We start from the raw sequence: 17,725 nt of genomic DNA, 5'->3' as shown, positions 1-17,725 counted from the left end.
GTATGACAGCGGATGTAAGCAGCACCGAGAAAAATTGGTTGGTTAAATCCTCAACAAGGATTCTCGGTCCGTTTACGTTAGCTGAAGTCACGGAACATCTTCGTACAAAACAAATCTCGATCATCGATGAAGTTCGTCAGCCGGAAGGCCGCTGGAGTTATATCCGCGAAAACAAACTTTTCATGGATATCGTTAAAAACATCCGCGAAGAACAAGATTCTCATTCTGAACAGACAATGACTCAGTCGATCGCCCAACACACGGCGATCACGCGCACTGATGTTATTCATATGACGGATGATTTAACGCCAACACCAGTGCCTCCGAATTTGGATCTGACTCCACCGCCAGTGCAACGTGATGCGATGAAAGACGTAACGCCAGTGGCGGAACCTGTAAGCACTCGTTCTGTAGCTGCACCGGCAGCTGCAAAAAGTTACGGAGCAACAGGAGATACGCGTCTTCAAGGAAAGCTTCGTCAGAAATCCAACGTTCTTCGTTGGAGCATGATTGTAGCGGCCATTGCGGTAGCCGGTGTTGTGATCTTTGGACTTTCGCAAAAAGATAAAAAGAAAAGCATGGGTTATGACGAACTCATGAATCAGGCGATTCGCTATAAAACTTTGGGGCTTTACGAGAAGTCTTTGCAGGCTTATCTCAAGGCCACAAAACTTAAAGAACCCGATGCGGAATCTCAAGTGCAAATGGCATCCGTACTTATTTCCGAAGACCGTCAAAGCTTGATGGGACGAAGAATTTTGGAGCGTGCCCTTGTCCAGGAAGGTCGCAGTCGTGCGGAGATCGTAGATGCTTATCTGGGCATCGCCGTTTCTTACATGATGGACGGGGATTTAAAACAAGCCGAAGATACTTTGCAAAAAGCGATCGGACATGAGCCCTTCAACGTTTCGGCGTTGTTGAACCTTGCGATCATCCAGCAGAAAAAAGGAAATTATGGCGAGGCCATGCGTGATTTCGATGCGATTTATCGCAAAAATCCGCAATCTGTTTTGGCTCTTTTTGGTCGCGCTCTTTCAACTGTTGAATACGCAAAAGCGAATTCAGACTCCAATGCTTTGCAATCTTTGATTCGCGATATTAAAGCCAACGTTCAAAAAACAGGTTATTTGCGCCAGGAACTCTTGTTGTTTGTGGTTTATGCGCAAAGTATTTTGGGCGATGTCGATGGTGTGAATCAATCGGTAGTCCAATTTCTTAATCAAATGCCGGGACAGGCGCGCAACTACACGCATCCTTTACATGTGGAGTGGCGTTTCACTCAGTGGGATTATCTAGAGAAATACTGCGCGGAAGTTTATCAAAAACAAAATCCGCATCCGGAACTAAAAGCTTTGCGTGCCGTGTGCTTAATGGAAGTCAATCGTGACTCTGATGCCGCTAAACTTTTGCAAGAAGCTTTGGCAGAAGCTCCGAAAGATCCTTATGTGCTGGCAACTCAGGCAAGTTATTTAGCAAAAATAGGTCGTCTTCCGGAAGCCACGACAATTTTGAAAATGCCAGAGCTGCAAACCTTGTCCGTAAAGAACCTTTTGTTGGGCGATATCTGTATTAATACCCAAGATATCAGTTGCGCTCAAAATGCCTATACGCAAGTTTACAATCAAGATCCAAAGAACGCCGTCGCTCTGTATGGATTGGCTTGGGTGGTAATGCGTAATAACGATCGCACGAAAGCGTACGACTATGTTCGCGCGGGTCTGCAATCGGAACCTAACTTCTTACCGTTATTAGAGTTGAGGGATCAACTGGAGTACGAGTGATGAACTTGTTGCCTATAAGCCTTTTGCTCTTGGTCTTAGTTGGCTGCACGGGAAGTCCTGGATATCACGTCGAAGAATACCAAGAAATCAAATTCGAAGACTTAGCAGAAGATATCAAAATCCCAGCGAAGGCTTGGGACGCCCTTGAATTTAAGTCCGCAGGTGGGCACGAAGAGGCCGCTCCTTCGGCAGGCGGGGAGCACGGCGCTCCGGCCGGAGGAGAACACTCCTCAACGAAGAATTTATTATTCTCTGAAGTCACAGTATTTTTGGTACAAAAAAATCCCGGCATTGTTGAAGGTGAAGCCGTTAAGATTCTTCTGCCAAAAGGTGGCGGCACGATTGATCTTTCTCGCTTTATCACGGGACAAAGAGGCTCTTTCTACGTCGGTTTTGAATTTCCGGCCTTTGAAAAAGCCACTGCGAAAAAAGTTTTGTTCGTCAGCGGCACTCGCAAAAGAAGAATTGAGCAAAAAATCTTCGGAGCAGGTTGCAATCAATTTTTTGATATCACCGATCGTTTCATGAAAGAAATGAAAGGTGAAGGTTTGAAAGTCAACACCACCCAAGAGCGCTACTTAAGTGTTTTGGGTGGGACGTTTTTATTTTCAGCTCAACAAGGTAGTGACATTCACGTTGCGCAAGTGACATTTAAAAACTCTCAGTACACGCCGCTTTTTTGTGAGGTGCCCTAATGGAAAGACAAAGTATTCACAGTCTTAAAGACAAAGACACTGTTGATTCTTGTTACCTCGTGAAAGAAAAAACAGTGGGGGTTGGTAAAAATGGTCGCCCCTTCATGGGTCTGCAACTGGGAGATTCTTCTGGAAGCATTGATGCGCGTCTTTGGGATCGCGTGGACGAACTTGCCCGCGAATTTGAAGTTGGCGACGTTTTAAAAATCAAAGGCCAGGTGCAAATTTTCCAGAATCGCAAACAATTGATCGTACATCGTCTGGAACGCGTAGATTCTGCGACAGTGAATTTTGAAGATTTTATTCCGAAGGCTTCTAAGAACACCGAAGACATGATGGTCGAGTTGCTGCAACTGGTGCGCACAATGAAAAACGATCATCTGCGCCAGCTTGTTCTCGATACTTTGGAAGATCCAGAAATTCGTCCGATGATGCTCAAGGCTCCGGCGGCAAAATCCATTCACCATGCATGGCTTGGTGGATTGCTGGAACATATTCTTTCTATTTCCAAGATCATGGATTTCATGGGTACACATTATCCATTTTTGAATCGCGATCTGTTACTCTTTGGCGGGATTTTTCACGATATCGGAAAACTGTGGGAGCTTTCTTACGATAATGGCATCTCTTACACGGATCGCGGTCGTTTGATCGGTCACATGCAGATTGCCTGTGAATTGATAGATAAAAAGGCATCTCGCATTTTAGGATTTAACGAAGAACTGCGTGACATCTGTAAGCATATTATCCTAAGTCATCATGGAAAGTTGGAATATGGTTCTCCGAAGAGACCTAAATTCCTGGAAGCCATGGTTGTTGCCATGGTGGATGATTTCGACAGCAAAGTGAGCACACTAAAAACGATTGTCGATGCCGAGCGTGGTTCGGGCGAAAAGTGGTCTCGCTACAATGAACTTTTTGATCGGTACTTCCTGCTTGAAGACCTAAATGAGAAACTCAATGATTGATCGTATCCTGGAACTTCTGCGCACTTATAAAAACTATGACCCTGCGGCGAAATCTTTAATCGAGATCGCCATTTTGTATCCGGGACCGAAGGCTTTGTTCTGTCATAGAATCGCGCATGCTCTTTATAAAAATCATTGGTATTTCTTAGCGCGACTGGTGGCTGAAATCTCTCGTTTGCTCACGGGGATTGAACTTCACCCAGGCGCCACGGTGGGAAAACGCCTGGTGATTGATCACGGCATGGGGGTGGTGATCGGTGAAACAGCGGTCATCGGTGATGATTGCATTATCTTTCACGGTGTGACGTTGGGCGGACTCAAATTTGATCCGGTGAAACGTCATCCCACTGTAGGCAATAAAGTCTTGATTGGAACGGGTGCGAAAGTTTTAGGTCCGATCACAGTTGGCGACGGAGCGATGATTGGTGCTAACGCCGTTGTTGTCAGAGATGTGCCACCAGGTGCGACGATGGTGGGACCGTTAGCCGTGCAAAAATAAAAACACGCGAGGTGATAATGAAAACACTGGAGCAATGGTTTGCAGAGTATGGTGAAAGCCACCAGCATCCCACGAATCAGTGGATTCATAAGGTTTGCGTGCCTTTGATTTTCTTTTCTATCGTCGGTCTTTTGATTTTAATTCCGTACAGTTTGGGACCTTTGCGTGTCGGTGAAATTCTGATCGCGATCGCTTTAGGATGGTATTTTACTTTGGGACCCAAGCCTTTCGTCGTGATGTTGGCACAATTAGCGATCTGTTATGTCCTTTTTTACGCACTCCGCCAGGTGACAGATCCGCTGCTTCCGCTCATCATTATATTTGTTTTGGCTTGGCTTGGACAATTTTATGGGCACAAGGTCGAAGGTAAAAAGCCTTCATTTTTCAAAGACTTACAGTATTTGCTCGTAGGGCCCTTGTGGGTCGTAAAGTTCCTATTTAAAGGCCGATTTTGATTCTCAACCCGTTTTCATAACTCAATACTAATATTAAAACCGTCGCTTGCTGCCCTGCTTCTCTGAGAGAATAGCTGGAGTTCTTAATCTAGCACGAAAGGAGTTCGGCTATGAAGCAGACAGAAACAGTCCCGACGGCTCCAACAACGAACACACATCAAGAGAGCACAGGAACAACTGCTCCCGTTCGCAAGCGCAACCGCCGTCGCCGTCTACCGAGCTGGTAAGACCCGGACGCGGTAAAATGAGTTTTCTCTTCGTTGGTCGTCGTCGACGTACTCGAAGTACGCCATCCTCCTCCCGCCTTGATAAAACTCATTTTATCGCGTCCTAATTTTTTTCACTTCGTTCGATTGTCAATCTAGTATAACGGCGCCTCTTCACATTGAGCTTCGGCCGTGAAGTTCACTTGTCCGATAGTTCCGAAGATTTCCCAGCCTTCTTGTTGGCGAGTCAAATAGCGTTCTGCCGTATCATCAGTAGGCAAAGCAATCCAACCTTCATTGTAATCTTCAGAATCAATTTCAAGAGATTGAACTTCACCTTTTGGAGAAGTCAAAACCAACTCTAAAGAGAATTTTTTTGCAGGGTCTTCGTAAGTGCGAACAATCGCGGAAGTGATATCGTCTTGATCGATATTTTTGCAGTTAAGAAGAACTTCAGAAGCCGCCATCGCTTTGAAACCGAAAAGAACAGTGGCAAGTGCAACAAATGTTTTCATCGTCATTTCCTTTGTTGGGGCGGGTTCTAACAAAGCTCTCTATGACTTTCAACTTGTTTTCACTCTCATCTTCCTTTCATTCGGTTTTCTTCATACTTTCATTTCACCGAAAAAATCAGGAAATTCTGTTCTTTCTTTCAAGAGGCTTTTAAATCGTCTAACGACATTTGAAGGATCGGATTTATGAAAAGAAAAGGTAAGACAGCGCGATTTAAAAGACAAAGACGACTTCTCACGGAACTTCCCGGTATGGGAAAAGCGGGTGCGTTGGAAAGACGTCCTTATCCACCGGGGCAGCATGGCTTACAGCGCCGTAAGTATTCTGAATTCGCATTGCAACTGGAAGAGAAACAAAAACTTCGCTTCCACTATGGAATTCGCGAAGAACAGTTTCGCCGCATGATTGTGAAAGCAAAAAAATCCGCTGCAACAAACTGGGTGGAAGCTTTAGTGAACCTTTTGGAAAAACGTTTGGACAATGTTGTGTTTCGCTTGGGATTTGCTACGAGTATTCCCGCTGCAAAACAATTGGTGTCGCATGGAAAAGTTTTGGTGAACGGAAAGAAAGTGAACATCGCATCGCAGATTATTCGCGTCGGTGACAAGATCACTTTAAAACCGGAAGCCTACGAAAACCAAGTCTACATGCAGGCCAAACAAACTCCGCGCCTTCCTCTGCCGACGTTCATGACGAAAGAAGAAATCAGCGGTAAAGAAGAAGGTCGTTTAACGGATGAGCCGAATTTAGAAGCCGTGCCGTTTGCCTTCGAACCGGGACTTGTTATCGGTTACTACTCAATGAGGGGCTAATGAAAACTTCTAAGTTCATCGAAGCAGAGCAAATTGCTTTCGAAGAAGTGACGACAGATTGGGTGGCTTTAAAACTCGGCGACGAAAAGTTTGTGATCGACGTGGATACTTTGTACGATCTGGCTTTTCGGAGTGCCGCGTTTCTTTCTTACCTTGAAGGCCGAGAAGAACAACAAGCCTCCTGCGCTTGCGAAAATTCAGAACTGAAAGTTCATTGAGGCACTCGAAAAAAAGTCGAAAAAGTGTTCCCAAATGAATCTGAAACATTGGAGCACGGGCCTAATAAAAATAAAAATAGATATGGCCGAAAATCACTCGTCACTTTCTATTTTTCTTCATGACGTTCTTGAGACGCGCCGTTTGCGCAATCCCAAGTATTCTATGCGCGCTTTTGCCAGAGACTTAGGACTTTCTCCAGGACGTCTTTCTGATCTTCTTTCGGGCAGGCGTCTTCCAGGAAAAGAAATAAGAAATCGCATCGTCAGTTCCCTTAAAATGTCTGAAGACGAGTCGAAAAAGTTTTTCAGTTTGATTGAGAGACAAAAAATTTTGACCGAGGAAAGGGCGGACGCTTATCAACTGAGCGAAGATGAATTTGCATTGATCGCGGACTGGGAAAACTATGCGGTTTTGATGCTTATGGGAACTCACGACTTCAGGCCCTACGAACCGTGGATGGCAGAGCGTTTGGGAATCTCAGAACTTCGCATTCGTGCGGCGCTGGAGCGTTTGCAAAGATTGAATTTAGTAAAGACCGAAAACGGATTGTGGGAAAGAACTCGCCGTCGTATTACGACAACACACGATGTGCCTTCACCAATTCTTCGGGAGTCGCATCGGCAGATTCTAGAGCAAGCTATTTTGTCTTTAATGCAGGATGATCCGGCTCTGCGCGACATTACCTCTATAACCCTTCCTTCAGACCCTGAAAAAATCCCCGAAGCGAAAAAAATCATCCGCGACTTCAGAAGAAAGATGACAAGACTTCTTACCGAAGGTAGGTCTACCGAAGTTTATAATTTAAACATCCAGTTGGTTCCGGTTACAAAGGTGAGGACGTAGTGCGTTTATTAAGCTCAGTCATGGCAGTAGGTTTGGTGCTTTGGAGTGCTCTTGTTTGCGCAGACCCTAATGACTGGGCAGAGCGCGGTAACGGTGGGGACGTCGTCGTGTGTCCCCAATCGGCTCGCGGCAATCTTATGTACGACGCTTATGAAGCAGAAGTGCGTTACCAGTTTGAGCTGATTTTTCCGAATTTAGAAGAACCACAATGGCCAGATACGGGCGCTCCGAATTATGGTGATGAAATGTCTTTGGATTTCAGCCTGAAAATTGCCAAGGAACTGGTCCAGCGTATCGAGACGCAAGATCCCGTACGCGCACAAAAATATTTTGAATGGTTGGCGGAGTTTAAAAACGAAGCACGTTTCTTACCTGAGGTGGAGTTGTTTGATATTCCTGACACTGGAATTGGTTTTATTCCGCCACAATGTTCATTGCATCAGCTCATCATTCAACGAACACCTAAATTCCCTCAAGACCGTCGTTATATGGTGGCTTTGGATTATTGGCAGTGGATGCAGCCTCAGCAGCAAGCCGCTGCGATCTTGCATGAAATTATTTATCGTGACTTGGCAGAGTCCAAAGCGTGGACGGGCACTTCAGAGCCCGCACGTTATTTCAATGCTTTGATTCTTTCAGATGCCATTGGGAAAATGTCCCACGTTGAATATTTAAATATCACTCGCCGTATTTTTAATAGCAATTAAGACTAATTTCTACGGCGGCCTTTGGCCTCGGGAATTCCATCAGCGGGGTCTTCCGGCCATTGGTGTTTAGGATACTTGATTCGCAATTCTTTACGAACCTCGGGATAACCGTTTTTCCAAAAACTTTCTAAGCTTGAGGTCACTTGCACGGGACGGAAATTCGGTCCCAAAAGATGCAAAGTCACAGGAATCTTTCCAAAATAAACTTTGGGAGTTTCCATCATGCCAAAAACTTCCTGGATGCGAACTTCCAGATAAGGATTTTTATCAGAAGGATAGAGCACAGGAATTTTACTGCCGCTGGGAACTTCGATTCTTTCGGGAATTTCTTTTTTTAAAGTTTTAACGACGTCATTTGGAAAAACGTTTTCAAAGAAAAAGACCAAATCTTTCTCCATCACCGTTTGCATTTTCTTTTCGCCTAATGATGCCTGCGTAAGCGCCTCTAGCTTCAGAGATTCGAGATCTAAGTTCTGCGGTTCTTGGCGCTCTAAAAATTCCAAACGAGTCCACCAGTGAGCGAGCTTCTCGTTGGTCTTTAAGACAAGATCAAATTTATCACTTAAAATCTGTGGAAGTTTTTCTGCAATTTCTTCGCCCGAAGCTGGAGTCAGTGCAGGCTCATCCAGAGGAAGCCCATGCAAAGAACGATATTCGCGGGTGAAAAACTGTCCTTTTTCTTCAATGAATGTGACATCGCGGGTTTTTTCGATTTTTTCTTTAAAGTTTTGCAGAATAAAATCTTTTTCAAAACCGCAAGCAAGACTCACGATTGTTTCGGCATCGGAACTTCCCTCAACGCCATTGAGTGCAACGAAGAATTCCGACGTTTTTACAAGGCTTTCAGTTTGCAATTTTACACCGCGACCGCCGACCATCAAAGCGCGTTCTGATTTTCCGCGGCGACGGCACAGACGATCGGCATAGGCTTTCAGCAGGATCTTTTTTGTAAGGGTCAAAGAATCTTCGTTGGAAGGTGCCGTTTGCGGCCCCAGTTTTTTTGCAAGCTCAGCGATCTGTCTTGCGGACTGATCTACGGTTTGCAGAGAGTAAAAAGAGACTTCTCTTGGCGCTTTTTTATCGCGACGGAACTGATGGAGCACTTCAAGGCGTGCCGCTAGATCGTTTTCAAACTGATCGCCGATAAAGTGCGCGACAGCTTCGCGCCTTAGAATATCTCGTTCCTGCAGAAGGGCCGCCATCTCTGAAGCAAGTTCGGTGGCTCCCATTTCCATTCCCACAAGCATGAGCTTTGCCAAACGCACAGGCAAAGGGAAGTAGAGAATCTTTTTGCCAAGATCGGTGATTTTATTTTCGTTGCTAACCGCTCCCGCAATTCTTAAGAAACGCACAGCATTTTGCAAAGCCACTGCCGGAGGTTTTTCAAACCAGCTAAAAGCTTCAAAGTCTGTAACGCCTTGAGCACTTAAGAACAGCAAACTTTCGGTAAGATCAATTCTTTGAATTTCAGCGATATCGCTTTTATTGAATGACAGCTCATCCATTTTATTCCACAGGCGATAACAAACACCCGGAAACTGACGTGCGGCACGGCCAGCCCTTTGAATCGCACTTGATAAGCTGATACGGCCTAGTTCCAGGCGAGAAAATCCTGTGCGGTGATCTTGCTTCATATTTTTTGCAAGACCCGAATCGATAACGGTGTTTACACCATCTAAGGTTACAGAGGATTCCGCGATATTGGTCGAAAGAATAATTCTTTGGCGTGCGGATTTTTGCAGAGCTTTTCTTTGATCTTCCAGATTTAAAGAGCCATGCAGTGGCATGATCTCGATATTTTTACTGTCTGCCCAACTTTGCAATGTGTTTTGCGCGCGATCAATTTCACCGACACCGGGAAGGAAGATCAAAATATCTTTGTCTGTTTGTGCTTGAGCTTCCTTTGTTGTTTGCAAAAGAGTTTCGTAAAAAGACGGCAAGGTTTGAAGAAGCTGGGAACCTTTTTGATATCGCACATCCAATTCGAATAATTTTCCGGGTACGTTCACGACAGGACAGTGGCCAAGGTAGTCGGCGATTTTTTCTGCTTCCAAGGTGGCTGACATCACCAGAATTTTAATATCTCTGCCAAGCTCTTGCAGCTCTCTTAAAAGTCCCAGGGCCAGGTCAACGTGCATGGATCTTTCATGAAACTCATCCAGGATCACAAGATCCACATCGGAAAGTTCAGGGTCTTGAATCATCTGTCTTGCGAGCAAAGCTTCCGTCATAAAAATCAGACGGGTTTCAGGCGAAGTTTTATTGGCAAAACGAACTTGATAACCGACCTCGCGACCGACCTGCCAGCCTTGTTCTTCAGCGATGCGATGGGCTGCCGCAATGGCTGCCATACGACGGGGCTCAAGGACAATTACTTTTTTTGATGTGACTTTCAAAAGAGCGGGTGGAAGTCGTGTGGTTTTACCTGCCCCCGGCGCCGCGGTGATAACAAGATTCGTTCCCTTTTTGAGTTGCTCCTCAATCGCGGGCGTGAAGTCATCAATGGGAAGCGAAATCAAATTGGGCATTACGCAGGATAAATAAGAAGCATGAACTCCGCTTTATCGAAACGAAGTCCTGAAATGAGTTTATCGATAGATCCTTCAAGAACGGCTTCGTCTTCTTGAGACAGATTTAAAGTTAATAAAAACTTTCTGTGCGAGAAATGCTCTTTCATATCGTTAAGAGTTTTCTTCAAACGATAGGGAGTATCCATCACAATAATCGCGCGTTTTTCTTTGGTGAGTTCTTTTAAAGCCTTGGCGCGGGATTCGGTTTCCGCCGGTAAAAATCCGCGGAAGACAAATTCGTCCAAACGCTGGCCACTTAAGGAAAGAAGTCCCATCAAGGCTGAAGCGCCCAAAGCTGATTTTACAGGAACGTTTTTCTGACGGCACAGTCTGACGAGATCGGCTCCTGGATCACAAAAACCCGGGGTCCCACAGTCTGTCACTAAAGCTACATTCTTTTCTGCACACAAAGGAACCAAAGCCGCTTTGTCGTCAGGCGTGGAATGCTCGTCTAAAACTTCGTAAGTCTTTCCCGTGATGCCATGAGCGCGCAAAAGTTTTGAAGCCTCTTTCGTGCTTTCGCAAATCACAACATCGCAGGATTTTAAAATTTCTAACGCACGCAACGTGATTTCCGTTGTGTCGCCGATCGGAGTCGCAACCAGATAAAGCATTAGGATTCCTTTTGCGAAAGCAGGAAATTCATAATACGAGGAAGGTCCTCGGGTGGTTCTGCCTTTCCTGCATGAGTGCTTTCAAAGAAAATCATTTCAACGTGAGGGCAGAACTGCATAAGGTGATGTAAATTCACCGGTTCGTTTTCAAAGAAATAAATTTTGGCGTAGTCTTTCTTTTCGGCTTCGACAAAATAATCGGTTTTGAATTGGGCATCGTCCATACTGCGATGAGGTTTTAAAACCAGTTTCGCACGTTCATGAAGAGGAAATCCCCATTGATGCAAAATCTCAACAGACCCTGTTCCCATTCTTTCCACGTCGCGGCCTGTGAGGTACACGATTTCAGCTTTCGCTTGATCTACGGCCTGAACAAACTCAATCGCACCCTCATAAGGGTTATCGAATTGCAGATAATGATTTGAGAAAAAATGTTTTTGCCAATACTCGCGAACGGCTTCTTGAAATTCGGGATGATGGCCATCAAGTCCAGCTCTTTGCAAAGCATTTTGGATGCCCCAATCCGTGCGCATAGTTTTAATTTTATTAAAAAGAGCGACTTGTTCAGGAAAACGCTTTTGATTGATAGGGGCGGCAGCAAAGTCGAGAAGAATTCGTTCTACGCGGGGACTGACATCAAAAAGAGTGGAGTCCAAATCAAAGACCACAAGGCTCTTTTTACCTTGTTTTGTGAGGTCCTGAATATTAACAAGAATCTGACTTAACATAACCACCCTGCACTCAGCGCCATCTAGCCATACAAGTCCAGTGAAATCAAAGACTTTTCTTGCCCGTCTCCAGTGATTTTCTATAATGAGTTGGGAGGCCACAACATGAAACGACTTCTCTCAACGATGGTCCTGATCAGCCTGTTTGCAGTGACGGGTTGTCAGTTTAAAAAAGATGCTCTGGGAACTGAGAAAAATCCCATTAAATTTCATCTTGTTCCTGCTGTTGATGCAAAGGTTCTCACGGACAATGCTAAAGTTCTTAAAGAATATTTAGAAAAAAACACGCCGTACAAATACGAAATCACAATTCCTCAGTCGTTTGTCGCTGTCGTTGAAGCGTTCGGTACGAAAAGGGCCGACGTGGCTGCCATTAACACTTACGGATACTACCTTGCGCACAAACAATACGGTGCCGAAGCTCGTTTAACCGTCATTCGCTATGGCTCTGCCACTTACCAATCTCAATTCCTGGCGCGAGCGGATAGTAAAATCAAAACGTTAAAGGATCTTGCGGGAAAAAAAATTGCCTTTGTCGATCCGGCATCTACATCGGGTTATCTTTTACCTTTAAAAACTTTGAAAGATCTTAAGATTGAACCTAAAGACATTGTGTTTGCAATGAAGCATGATTCTGTTGTGACGATGATTTATCAACGACAGGTTGATGCCGGTGCGACTTACTACAGTCCTCCGCAGAATGGTCAGATTGAAGACGCGCGACGTTTGGTAAAAACGCAGTACCCTGATGTAGAACAAAAAGTAAAAATCATCGAGTTGTCAGAGCCCATCCCCAATGATCCGATTGCTTTCCGCAAGGATATGCCGGAAGAAATGAAAGAAAAAATCGTCGACACTCTTTTGCAGTTTGCCGCGACAGACGAAGGCAAAAAAGCTATTGATCTGATGTTGGGAGCGACGAACTTTAAAAAAGCCTCTGATAGTGATTACGACACCGTTCGCGAGATGTTAAGAACGTTGGCGCCAGAAGGGAAGTAAAGTGGGCACTCCGCTTTTAAGCGTGCGCAATTTAGTAAAAACTTATCCCAGCGGAGTGACAGCTTTAAAGAATGTCACTTTGGATGTACAGCAAGGAGAGTTTCTTGTTGTCATTGGTTTAAGTGGTTCGGGTAAGTCAACGCTGCTTCGCTGTTTGAATCGACTGCAAGAGCCGACCTCAGGGCAAATCCTTTTTGAGGGACGAGATATCGGTTCCTTGCAAAAAGCTCAGGACATTCGCTCTTTAAGAAAAAAGATGGGAATGATCTTTCAGCATTTCAATTTGATCCCGCGACAAAGTGTTTTGAAAAACGTGTTGATGGGACGCCTTTCTGAAAAATCCACCTGGCAAAGTCTGCTAGGAATTTTTTCTGAGGCAGAAAAGCAGGAAGCTCTTAACAATCTTAAGCTTGTTGGTATTGGTGATAAGGCTTTAGTTCGAGCCGATCAGCTTTCTGGCGGACAAAAGCAACGCGTGGCCATCGCCAGAGCTTTGACACAAAATCCGATTTTACTTTTGGCTGATGAACCGGTTTCGTCCTTAGATCCGGCGACTTGTCATGTGGTGATGGATTATCTTCGAAAAATCAATCAAGAGCTGGGGATCACCGTGATCGTGAACCTGCACTTTCTTTCTTTAGTGAGGCAGTACGCAACTCGCGTGGTGGCATTGAAAGACGGGGAGCTGGTCTTTACCGGAAAACCTGAAGAGATCACCGAAGAATGGTTTCAACGAATTTACGGCGAAGGTGCCCATGATTTTTCGAAGAACGATCTTTGACGGAATTCTTTTTGCCTTTTTACTGGCGGTTCTTGCGGTGGCACTTTTTGTGTCTTCGGAAGAGCAGCTTTTGAATTTACAACTCGTCAGTTTAGTTTCTGTCGCCTTCTTTGCTGTGGGCTGTGGAATCAGTGTTCTTCTTCGTAAGAATAAAGTCACGACGTTAGGGGATGTTCTCTTTAAAACGGCGGCTCCTACTTTAGCTGACAAAGCATGGTATCGTCGTTTTTGGGGTTGGCAGCTTCTTGTGAGTCTTGCGGTTGCATTTATTGTCGCCCTTCTTAAAACAGAGTTTTCGTTTATCGAAATTTTTGACGAGAACGGATTTGCAGGAGCGGTGCGGTTATTTAAAGGCTTGCTTGATCCGAACTGGGCTGTGTTGCCTCGTGCAGTTTTAAATATCATCGAGACGATTTTTATGGCGTTCTTGGCAACAAGCTTAGCGATTCCAGTGGCATTTGTTCTAAGTTTTCTTTGTGCAAAAAACATCATGAAGGGTCCTTGGGCGCAAAGTGTGTACTTCGTGCTGCGAACAATGCTGAATATCACACGCTCCATTGAAGCTTTGATTTGGGCCATTATCTTTTCAGTGTGGGTGGGAATCGGTCCTTTTGCGGGAATGTTGGCTCTCATGGTTCACTCCGTAGCGTCATTGGCGAAACAATATTCTGAAATGGTTGAAGCTGTTGAAGAAGGTCCCATCGAAGCCATTGAGTCAACGGGTGCTAATAAACTCCAAACAATTTGGTATGCGATTGTTCCTCAGGTGCTTTTGCCATATATTTCATTTACGGTGTATCGCTGGGATATCAATGTGCGAATGGCGACGATCATCGGCCTTGTTGGTGGCGGCGGTATCGGAACGATGCTGGTGCAGTATCAAGGACAGGCGATGTGGCGTGAAGTAGGGTGCATCATCGCAGTGATTGCCGTTGTTGTGTGGGCTCTGGATCTTGCCTCAGCTCATATCCGTGAAGCTTTAAAATAGAGGTTCGTTATGTCAGAAGCTAGATACAAAGTCACAGTTCGTGAACACCATGTGGATTCATATGGGCATATCAACAACGCCACGTATTTGGAGTTGTACGAGGAAGCCCGCTGGGAATTAATCACACCACGCGGTTATGGCTTTAGCGAAATTCACAAACTGAAAAAAGGCCCGGTGATTTTAGAAGTGAATCTAAAGTTTCTAAAAGAAATCCGTCTGCGTGAAAACATCACGATCACAACAAAGCTTGTAAACTACAAAGGCAAAGTCGGCCAAATGCTCCAACAGATGGTGAAAGAAGATGGAACTGTCGCGAGCGAAGCCCTTTTCACTTTCGGTTTGTTTGACATGGTGGCAAGAAAATTAATCGAGCCAACACCAGAGTGGAAAAAAGCTTTAGATATGGAATAAAGGCAGAGTTTTATAGCTGGCTCCACAAGATCGTGGAGCCTTTGGATTAATACTTCGGATTCATCAGTTTTAAAACATTTCCATCTGGATCTTCAAATACCAGCATGTGTCCCCAAGGTTGATCATCTTCGCCAAGAATTTTTACGCCATGACAATCAAGCGCGATCCAGTACTCGCTTTCGTCAATGAGTTTCATGCCCAGACCTTCAGTATAAAATTGAATGGCACGTTTCGGTTGAGTCACGCTGTAATAAATATCCTGAACTCCGGTGATCATAAAAGCTCCTTTAAAAAAGGATATGGTTTAAGATTGGTGTCGTCAGTAAAAAAATTTAAAGCACCGCTCCTCTGGACAATTGTTAATTCTTGCCAGAATCTTGCCCGCTACTAATAGATCGTAAACGCAGTTTGGAATGCTTCAGCGAATGATCTCAATAAATTGCATTCAGCGTTGAATTTATTTGTAATAAAAATTTTCTTGCAGGTGATTTGTTGAATTTTACTTCTCTTTTATTGAAATATTTTTTTCTTTGCTAGGAGCTTCCTAAATTCGCAAGAAAGTCCTCTTAAAGGTGAAAATTGAAGCAAATAAGTGCCTTTGTTGAGGCAATTCAGATCGCCGTTTCTCCCATTGAAATCCTCAAAAATCGCTCTCAAAAAGTCATGGTATGGTACTGCCACGGTGGCAGTGAATTTTAGATTGGAGAAAAAGATGAGTCTCAAAAATTTAAATAAATTCGAACTTGATCAAAGAATCAAATCGTTGGTCGCAAAAGAGCGCGAGTTGCTTCACGAAATTCTTCTGACTATTAAGGAAATAGACCAACGCAGACTGTATTTGGAATACGGCTTTGCCAATTTGTTTTTATACTTAGTTGAGGGTGTTGGTTATTCTGCCGGGAGTGCACAGCGTAGAATCGATGCTGCGAGACTGCTAAGTGAAGTGCCGACATTAGGAGAAAAGATCCAATCTGGTGAAGTAAAACTTCATCAAGTGTCACTTATTCAAAAAGCAGCGAGAGATGTTTATAAAACAACTCAAAAGAAAGTCACTGCCGAAGAAAAACAAGAGTTGTTGGAGCAAATCACTTCAAAGAATTTTCAAGAATCTCAAAAAGAAGTGGCATCCTTCTTTGATTTACCAGTCATTGAAGCAACAACCCAAGTAATCCAAGCCAATGAAAGCATTCGTTTGTCTTTGACGATTTCAAAAGAACTAGCTGACAAAATTCAACAAGCGCAGGCTCTTCTTTCTCATACCATTTCTTCGAATGATATCGTGGATTACCTAGAATACGTGACTGATCGGGTAATTAAGCAGAAAACCTCTGTGAGGCCGCGTCCTCAAGAGGAAGTCACTGCCACGATGGAAGTAAAACCATTTTCTGCGAGAACTAGAAAGACAGTTATTAATAAAGATAAATGCTGCCAGTATAAAGATCCAAGCACTGGAAAACAATGTGGTAATCGGTGGTTTTTACAGGTAGACCATAAGCAAAGTCGATGGGCTAATGGCAAAAGCACGGTTGCAAATGCACAAGTACTCTGCTCTCAACATAATCAAATGAAATATCGCCAAGAGGCTGGATTCAAATATCTTTCAACGTAAGTAAGCAGTGCTAATGATAAAGCTAGAATCCAAGCATCAGAAACAAATGCGTAGCGGTTGATTTAAATTAGACAACCAAATGTACTTCGGCCTGAAGCGCAGGAGGCGCTTCAGGAAGGCCTCTCATGGACGGTCAGATAATTAAAGCCCGAGAACAGCTGTACTAGAGAATCCTACGCCGCTTTTGCAATAGGTAGCGCAACCACCGTTAAATAAAATTTCCCTTTGCTCGTGGAAAAAGGAATCATCATTCCGGCAGAGCCCGCCGCACAAGGCACGATTTGGTCTGACCCCAAAAGCACGCGAGGCACGGTCATTTGAACGCCGTAGCTGGTGATTTCGGATTTAGCATTACCAAAAATAATATTATTGATCTCACCGACGGCGTCTTGATTGTCCTGGGTAAGTTCTGTTTGTTCTTCCATCAACATCGTGGAAACCACTTCCAAGAAACTACCTTTATCAAAGGAAATGCTCAGATATCCCTGGAAGGACTGACTTTTAATGTCAATCACAGAGGAAACTTCGCCGAGCAAACATTCTTGCGGAGATTTTGGACCGGCCTTTTCCATTTTCACTGACGTCACGCCAAATTGTGCAAGAACGTTGGTCGTTGCTTTGATCACAGCATTGATCACGCGCACATCCACAGCGTATTTCGTAGCCGCTGCAGCTGTGCTTGCGTCTTTGGCTTGTCCATGATGTTGCACGTTTAAAACGCTGATCATGGCATTGATGAGTTCTTCGGGACTTACGGGTTTTTTGAAGAATTTAGAACTGCGTAAAGACTCCGGAAGATCGGCAGGATCCTTTTGCGAGATCACGATGACTTCAGCGTCCTGAGTGTTCTTGTAAGTATGAATACCATACACGAAACCGCCATCCATCAAGCGAGGGACTTCGGTGTCGATAATAACCATATCAAATTTTTGATTTTCCGATTTGATCGCCGCTTCAGCTCCGTCTTTCGCGCGCACCACGATAGGAGACACGCCCGAGCTTTCAAGCTGCTTCAGCAAAGGCTCTTTTACTGATTGCTCGAGTTCACAGTTATTATCAACAATGAGGATGTTTTTTCTAAGTTTCATTTCTTTCTTCTGTATAAAAACCATAAACTTCTATCAGTTTGAAAACGGAATTCTTAACGCCTAGTAATCTGATCGGCTTTCATGAGGATCCCTTTAACTTTATTTAGTTTAATTACAGAATGAAAAACGACTAAAAGTTCGACAAAAAATTTGAATCATTTTTCTTACAAATTGTCTAATTTCCTACAGTTAAGTCGAGTCTTGTTTGCGCCGATAGGTGGTCCAAGGAGTAACGGAAC

At 44.4% G+C, this 17,725-nt stretch carries 20 protein-coding genes; 14 read left to right on the top strand and 6 right to left on the bottom strand.

The features are described 5' to 3' along the window. Positions 1-2 precede the first annotated feature (2 nt). Genes ACLSSO_RS14655 through ACLSSO_RS14635 form a run of 5 tightly spaced genes read left to right on the top strand, consistent with a single transcriptional unit; the run spans position 3 to position 4,398 of the window. Positions 3-1,781, top strand: a complete 1,779-nt coding sequence (locus ACLSSO_RS14655) for a tetratricopeptide repeat protein (protein ID WP_413943253.1) — start codon at positions 3-5, stop codon at positions 1,779-1,781. After that, the gene (locus ACLSSO_RS14650) at positions 1,781-2,476 is read left to right on the top strand and encodes a hypothetical protein (protein ID WP_295904961.1); all 696 of its coding nucleotides are present in this window, start codon (positions 1,781-1,783) and stop codon (positions 2,474-2,476) included. The genes ACLSSO_RS14655 and ACLSSO_RS14650 overlap by 1 nt, the downstream gene beginning before the upstream one ends. Continuing rightward, positions 2,476-3,444: a 3'-5' exoribonuclease YhaM family protein gene (locus ACLSSO_RS14645; RefSeq protein WP_295904954.1), complete on the top strand. Its 969-nt coding sequence runs from the start codon at positions 2,476-2,478 to the stop codon at positions 3,442-3,444. The genes ACLSSO_RS14650 and ACLSSO_RS14645 overlap by 1 nt, the downstream gene beginning before the upstream one ends. Continuing rightward, positions 3,437-3,943 carry a serine O-acetyltransferase gene (cysE, locus tag ACLSSO_RS14640; protein WP_295904943.1) on the top strand — a complete coding sequence of 169 codons (507 nt, stop codon included), beginning with the start codon at positions 3,437-3,439 and terminating at the stop codon, positions 3,941-3,943. The genes ACLSSO_RS14645 and cysE overlap by 8 nt, the downstream gene beginning before the upstream one ends. Before the next feature lie 17 nt (positions 3,944-3,960). Then, positions 3,961-4,398 (top strand): DUF962 domain-containing protein, encoded by a 438-nt coding sequence (locus ACLSSO_RS14635; RefSeq protein ID WP_413943252.1) that lies wholly within the window; start codon positions 3,961-3,963, stop codon positions 4,396-4,398. A 361-nt stretch (positions 4,399-4,759) separates the two neighbouring features. Here ACLSSO_RS14635 and ACLSSO_RS14630 read toward each other — a convergent pair whose 3' ends face one another. Continuing rightward, positions 4,760-5,119 (bottom strand): hypothetical protein, encoded by a 360-nt coding sequence (locus tag ACLSSO_RS14630; RefSeq protein WP_295904939.1) that lies wholly within the window; start codon positions 5,117-5,119, stop codon positions 4,760-4,762. 183 nt (positions 5,120-5,302) lie between these two features. Here ACLSSO_RS14630 and rpsD point away from each other — a divergent pair, with 183 nt between their 5' ends. From rpsD to ACLSSO_RS14610, 4 genes are read left to right on the top strand one after another with little or no spacing between them, the layout of a single operon-like run. Beyond that, positions 5,303-5,929, top strand: coding sequence for a 30S ribosomal protein S4 (gene rpsD, locus ACLSSO_RS14625; RefSeq protein ID WP_413943251.1), 627 nt, complete (start codon positions 5,303-5,305; stop codon positions 5,927-5,929). Beyond that, a complete protein-coding gene (locus tag ACLSSO_RS14620) occupies positions 5,929-6,147 on the top strand; it encodes a hypothetical protein (protein ID WP_295904935.1) in 219 nt (72 codons plus the stop codon). Before rpsD ends, ACLSSO_RS14620 begins: the two co-directional genes overlap by 1 nt. Positions 6,148-6,181: 34 nt before the next feature. Next, positions 6,182-6,991: a TIGR02147 family protein gene (locus ACLSSO_RS14615; RefSeq protein WP_413943250.1), complete on the top strand. Its 810-nt coding sequence runs from the start codon at positions 6,182-6,184 to the stop codon at positions 6,989-6,991. Continuing rightward, positions 6,991-7,698, top strand: coding sequence for a hypothetical protein (locus ACLSSO_RS14610; protein WP_295904929.1), 708 nt, complete (start codon positions 6,991-6,993; stop codon positions 7,696-7,698). Before ACLSSO_RS14615 ends, ACLSSO_RS14610 begins: the two co-directional genes overlap by 1 nt. 2 nt (positions 7,699-7,700) lie before the next feature. Here ACLSSO_RS14610 and hrpB read toward each other — a convergent pair whose 3' ends face one another. From hrpB to ACLSSO_RS14595, 3 genes are read right to left on the bottom strand one after another with little or no spacing between them, the layout of a single operon-like run. After that, positions 7,701-10,226: an ATP-dependent helicase HrpB gene (gene hrpB / locus ACLSSO_RS14605; RefSeq protein WP_413943249.1), complete on the bottom strand. Its 2,526-nt coding sequence runs from the start codon at positions 10,224-10,226 to the stop codon at positions 7,701-7,703. Further along, positions 10,226-10,882: an SAM-dependent methyltransferase gene (locus ACLSSO_RS14600; RefSeq protein WP_340592729.1), complete on the bottom strand. Its 657-nt coding sequence runs from the start codon at positions 10,880-10,882 to the stop codon at positions 10,226-10,228. Before ACLSSO_RS14600 ends, hrpB begins: the two co-directional genes overlap by 1 nt. Continuing rightward, positions 10,882-11,610: an HAD family hydrolase gene (locus ACLSSO_RS14595; RefSeq protein ID WP_295904959.1), complete on the bottom strand. Its 729-nt coding sequence runs from the start codon at positions 11,608-11,610 to the stop codon at positions 10,882-10,884. The genes ACLSSO_RS14600 and ACLSSO_RS14595 overlap by 1 nt, the downstream gene beginning before the upstream one ends. A gap of 105 nt (positions 11,611-11,715) precedes the next feature. Between ACLSSO_RS14595 and ACLSSO_RS14590 the strand changes: the two genes are divergently transcribed. Genes ACLSSO_RS14590 through ACLSSO_RS14575 form a run of 4 tightly spaced genes read left to right on the top strand, consistent with a single transcriptional unit; the run spans position 11,716 to position 14,789 of the window. Continuing rightward, a complete protein-coding gene (locus ACLSSO_RS14590; RefSeq protein ID WP_413943248.1) occupies positions 11,716-12,609 on the top strand; it encodes a phosphate/phosphite/phosphonate ABC transporter substrate-binding protein in 894 nt (297 codons plus the stop codon). A 1-nt stretch (position 12,610) separates the two neighbouring features. Continuing rightward, positions 12,611-13,390, top strand: a complete 780-nt coding sequence (phnC, locus tag ACLSSO_RS14585) for a phosphonate ABC transporter ATP-binding protein (protein ID WP_295902916.1) — start codon at positions 12,611-12,613, stop codon at positions 13,388-13,390. Next, positions 13,365-14,378 (top strand): phosphonate ABC transporter, permease protein PhnE, encoded by a 1,014-nt coding sequence (gene phnE, locus ACLSSO_RS14580; protein WP_413943247.1) that lies wholly within the window; start codon positions 13,365-13,367, stop codon positions 14,376-14,378. Before phnC ends, phnE begins: the two co-directional genes overlap by 26 nt. Before the next feature lie 9 nt (positions 14,379-14,387). Then, positions 14,388-14,789 carry an acyl-CoA thioesterase gene (locus ACLSSO_RS14575; RefSeq protein WP_295902910.1) on the top strand — a complete coding sequence of 134 codons (402 nt, stop codon included), beginning with the start codon at positions 14,388-14,390 and terminating at the stop codon, positions 14,787-14,789. 46 nt (positions 14,790-14,835) lie between these two features. Here ACLSSO_RS14575 and ACLSSO_RS14570 read toward each other — a convergent pair whose 3' ends face one another. Beyond that, positions 14,836-15,066 (bottom strand): VOC family protein, encoded by a 231-nt coding sequence (locus ACLSSO_RS14570; protein ID WP_413943246.1) that lies wholly within the window; start codon positions 15,064-15,066, stop codon positions 14,836-14,838. Positions 15,067-15,501: 435 nt separating this feature from the next. On the opposite strand from ACLSSO_RS14570, the gene ACLSSO_RS14565 reads away from it, so the two are divergent. Beyond that, positions 15,502-16,398: an HNH endonuclease signature motif containing protein gene (locus ACLSSO_RS14565; RefSeq protein ID WP_413943245.1), complete on the top strand. Its 897-nt coding sequence runs from the start codon at positions 15,502-15,504 to the stop codon at positions 16,396-16,398. 173 nt (positions 16,399-16,571) lie between these two features. On the opposite strand, the gene ACLSSO_RS14560 is transcribed toward ACLSSO_RS14565, so the two are convergent. Continuing rightward, the gene (locus ACLSSO_RS14560; protein ID WP_295902899.1) at positions 16,572-17,486 is read right to left on the bottom strand and encodes a chemotaxis protein CheX; all 915 of its coding nucleotides are present in this window, start codon (positions 17,484-17,486) and stop codon (positions 16,572-16,574) included. Positions 17,487-17,725 lie beyond the last annotated feature (239 nt).

Source organism: Bdellovibrio sp. HCB-162, assembly GCF_047344985.1.
In the GTDB taxonomy this organism is placed as follows: Bacteria; Bdellovibrionota; Bdellovibrionia; order Bdellovibrionales; family Bdellovibrionaceae; genus Bdellovibrio.
Note: the sequence above shows the minus strand (reverse complement) of the source record. Positions and strands in the feature narration are given on the sequence as shown.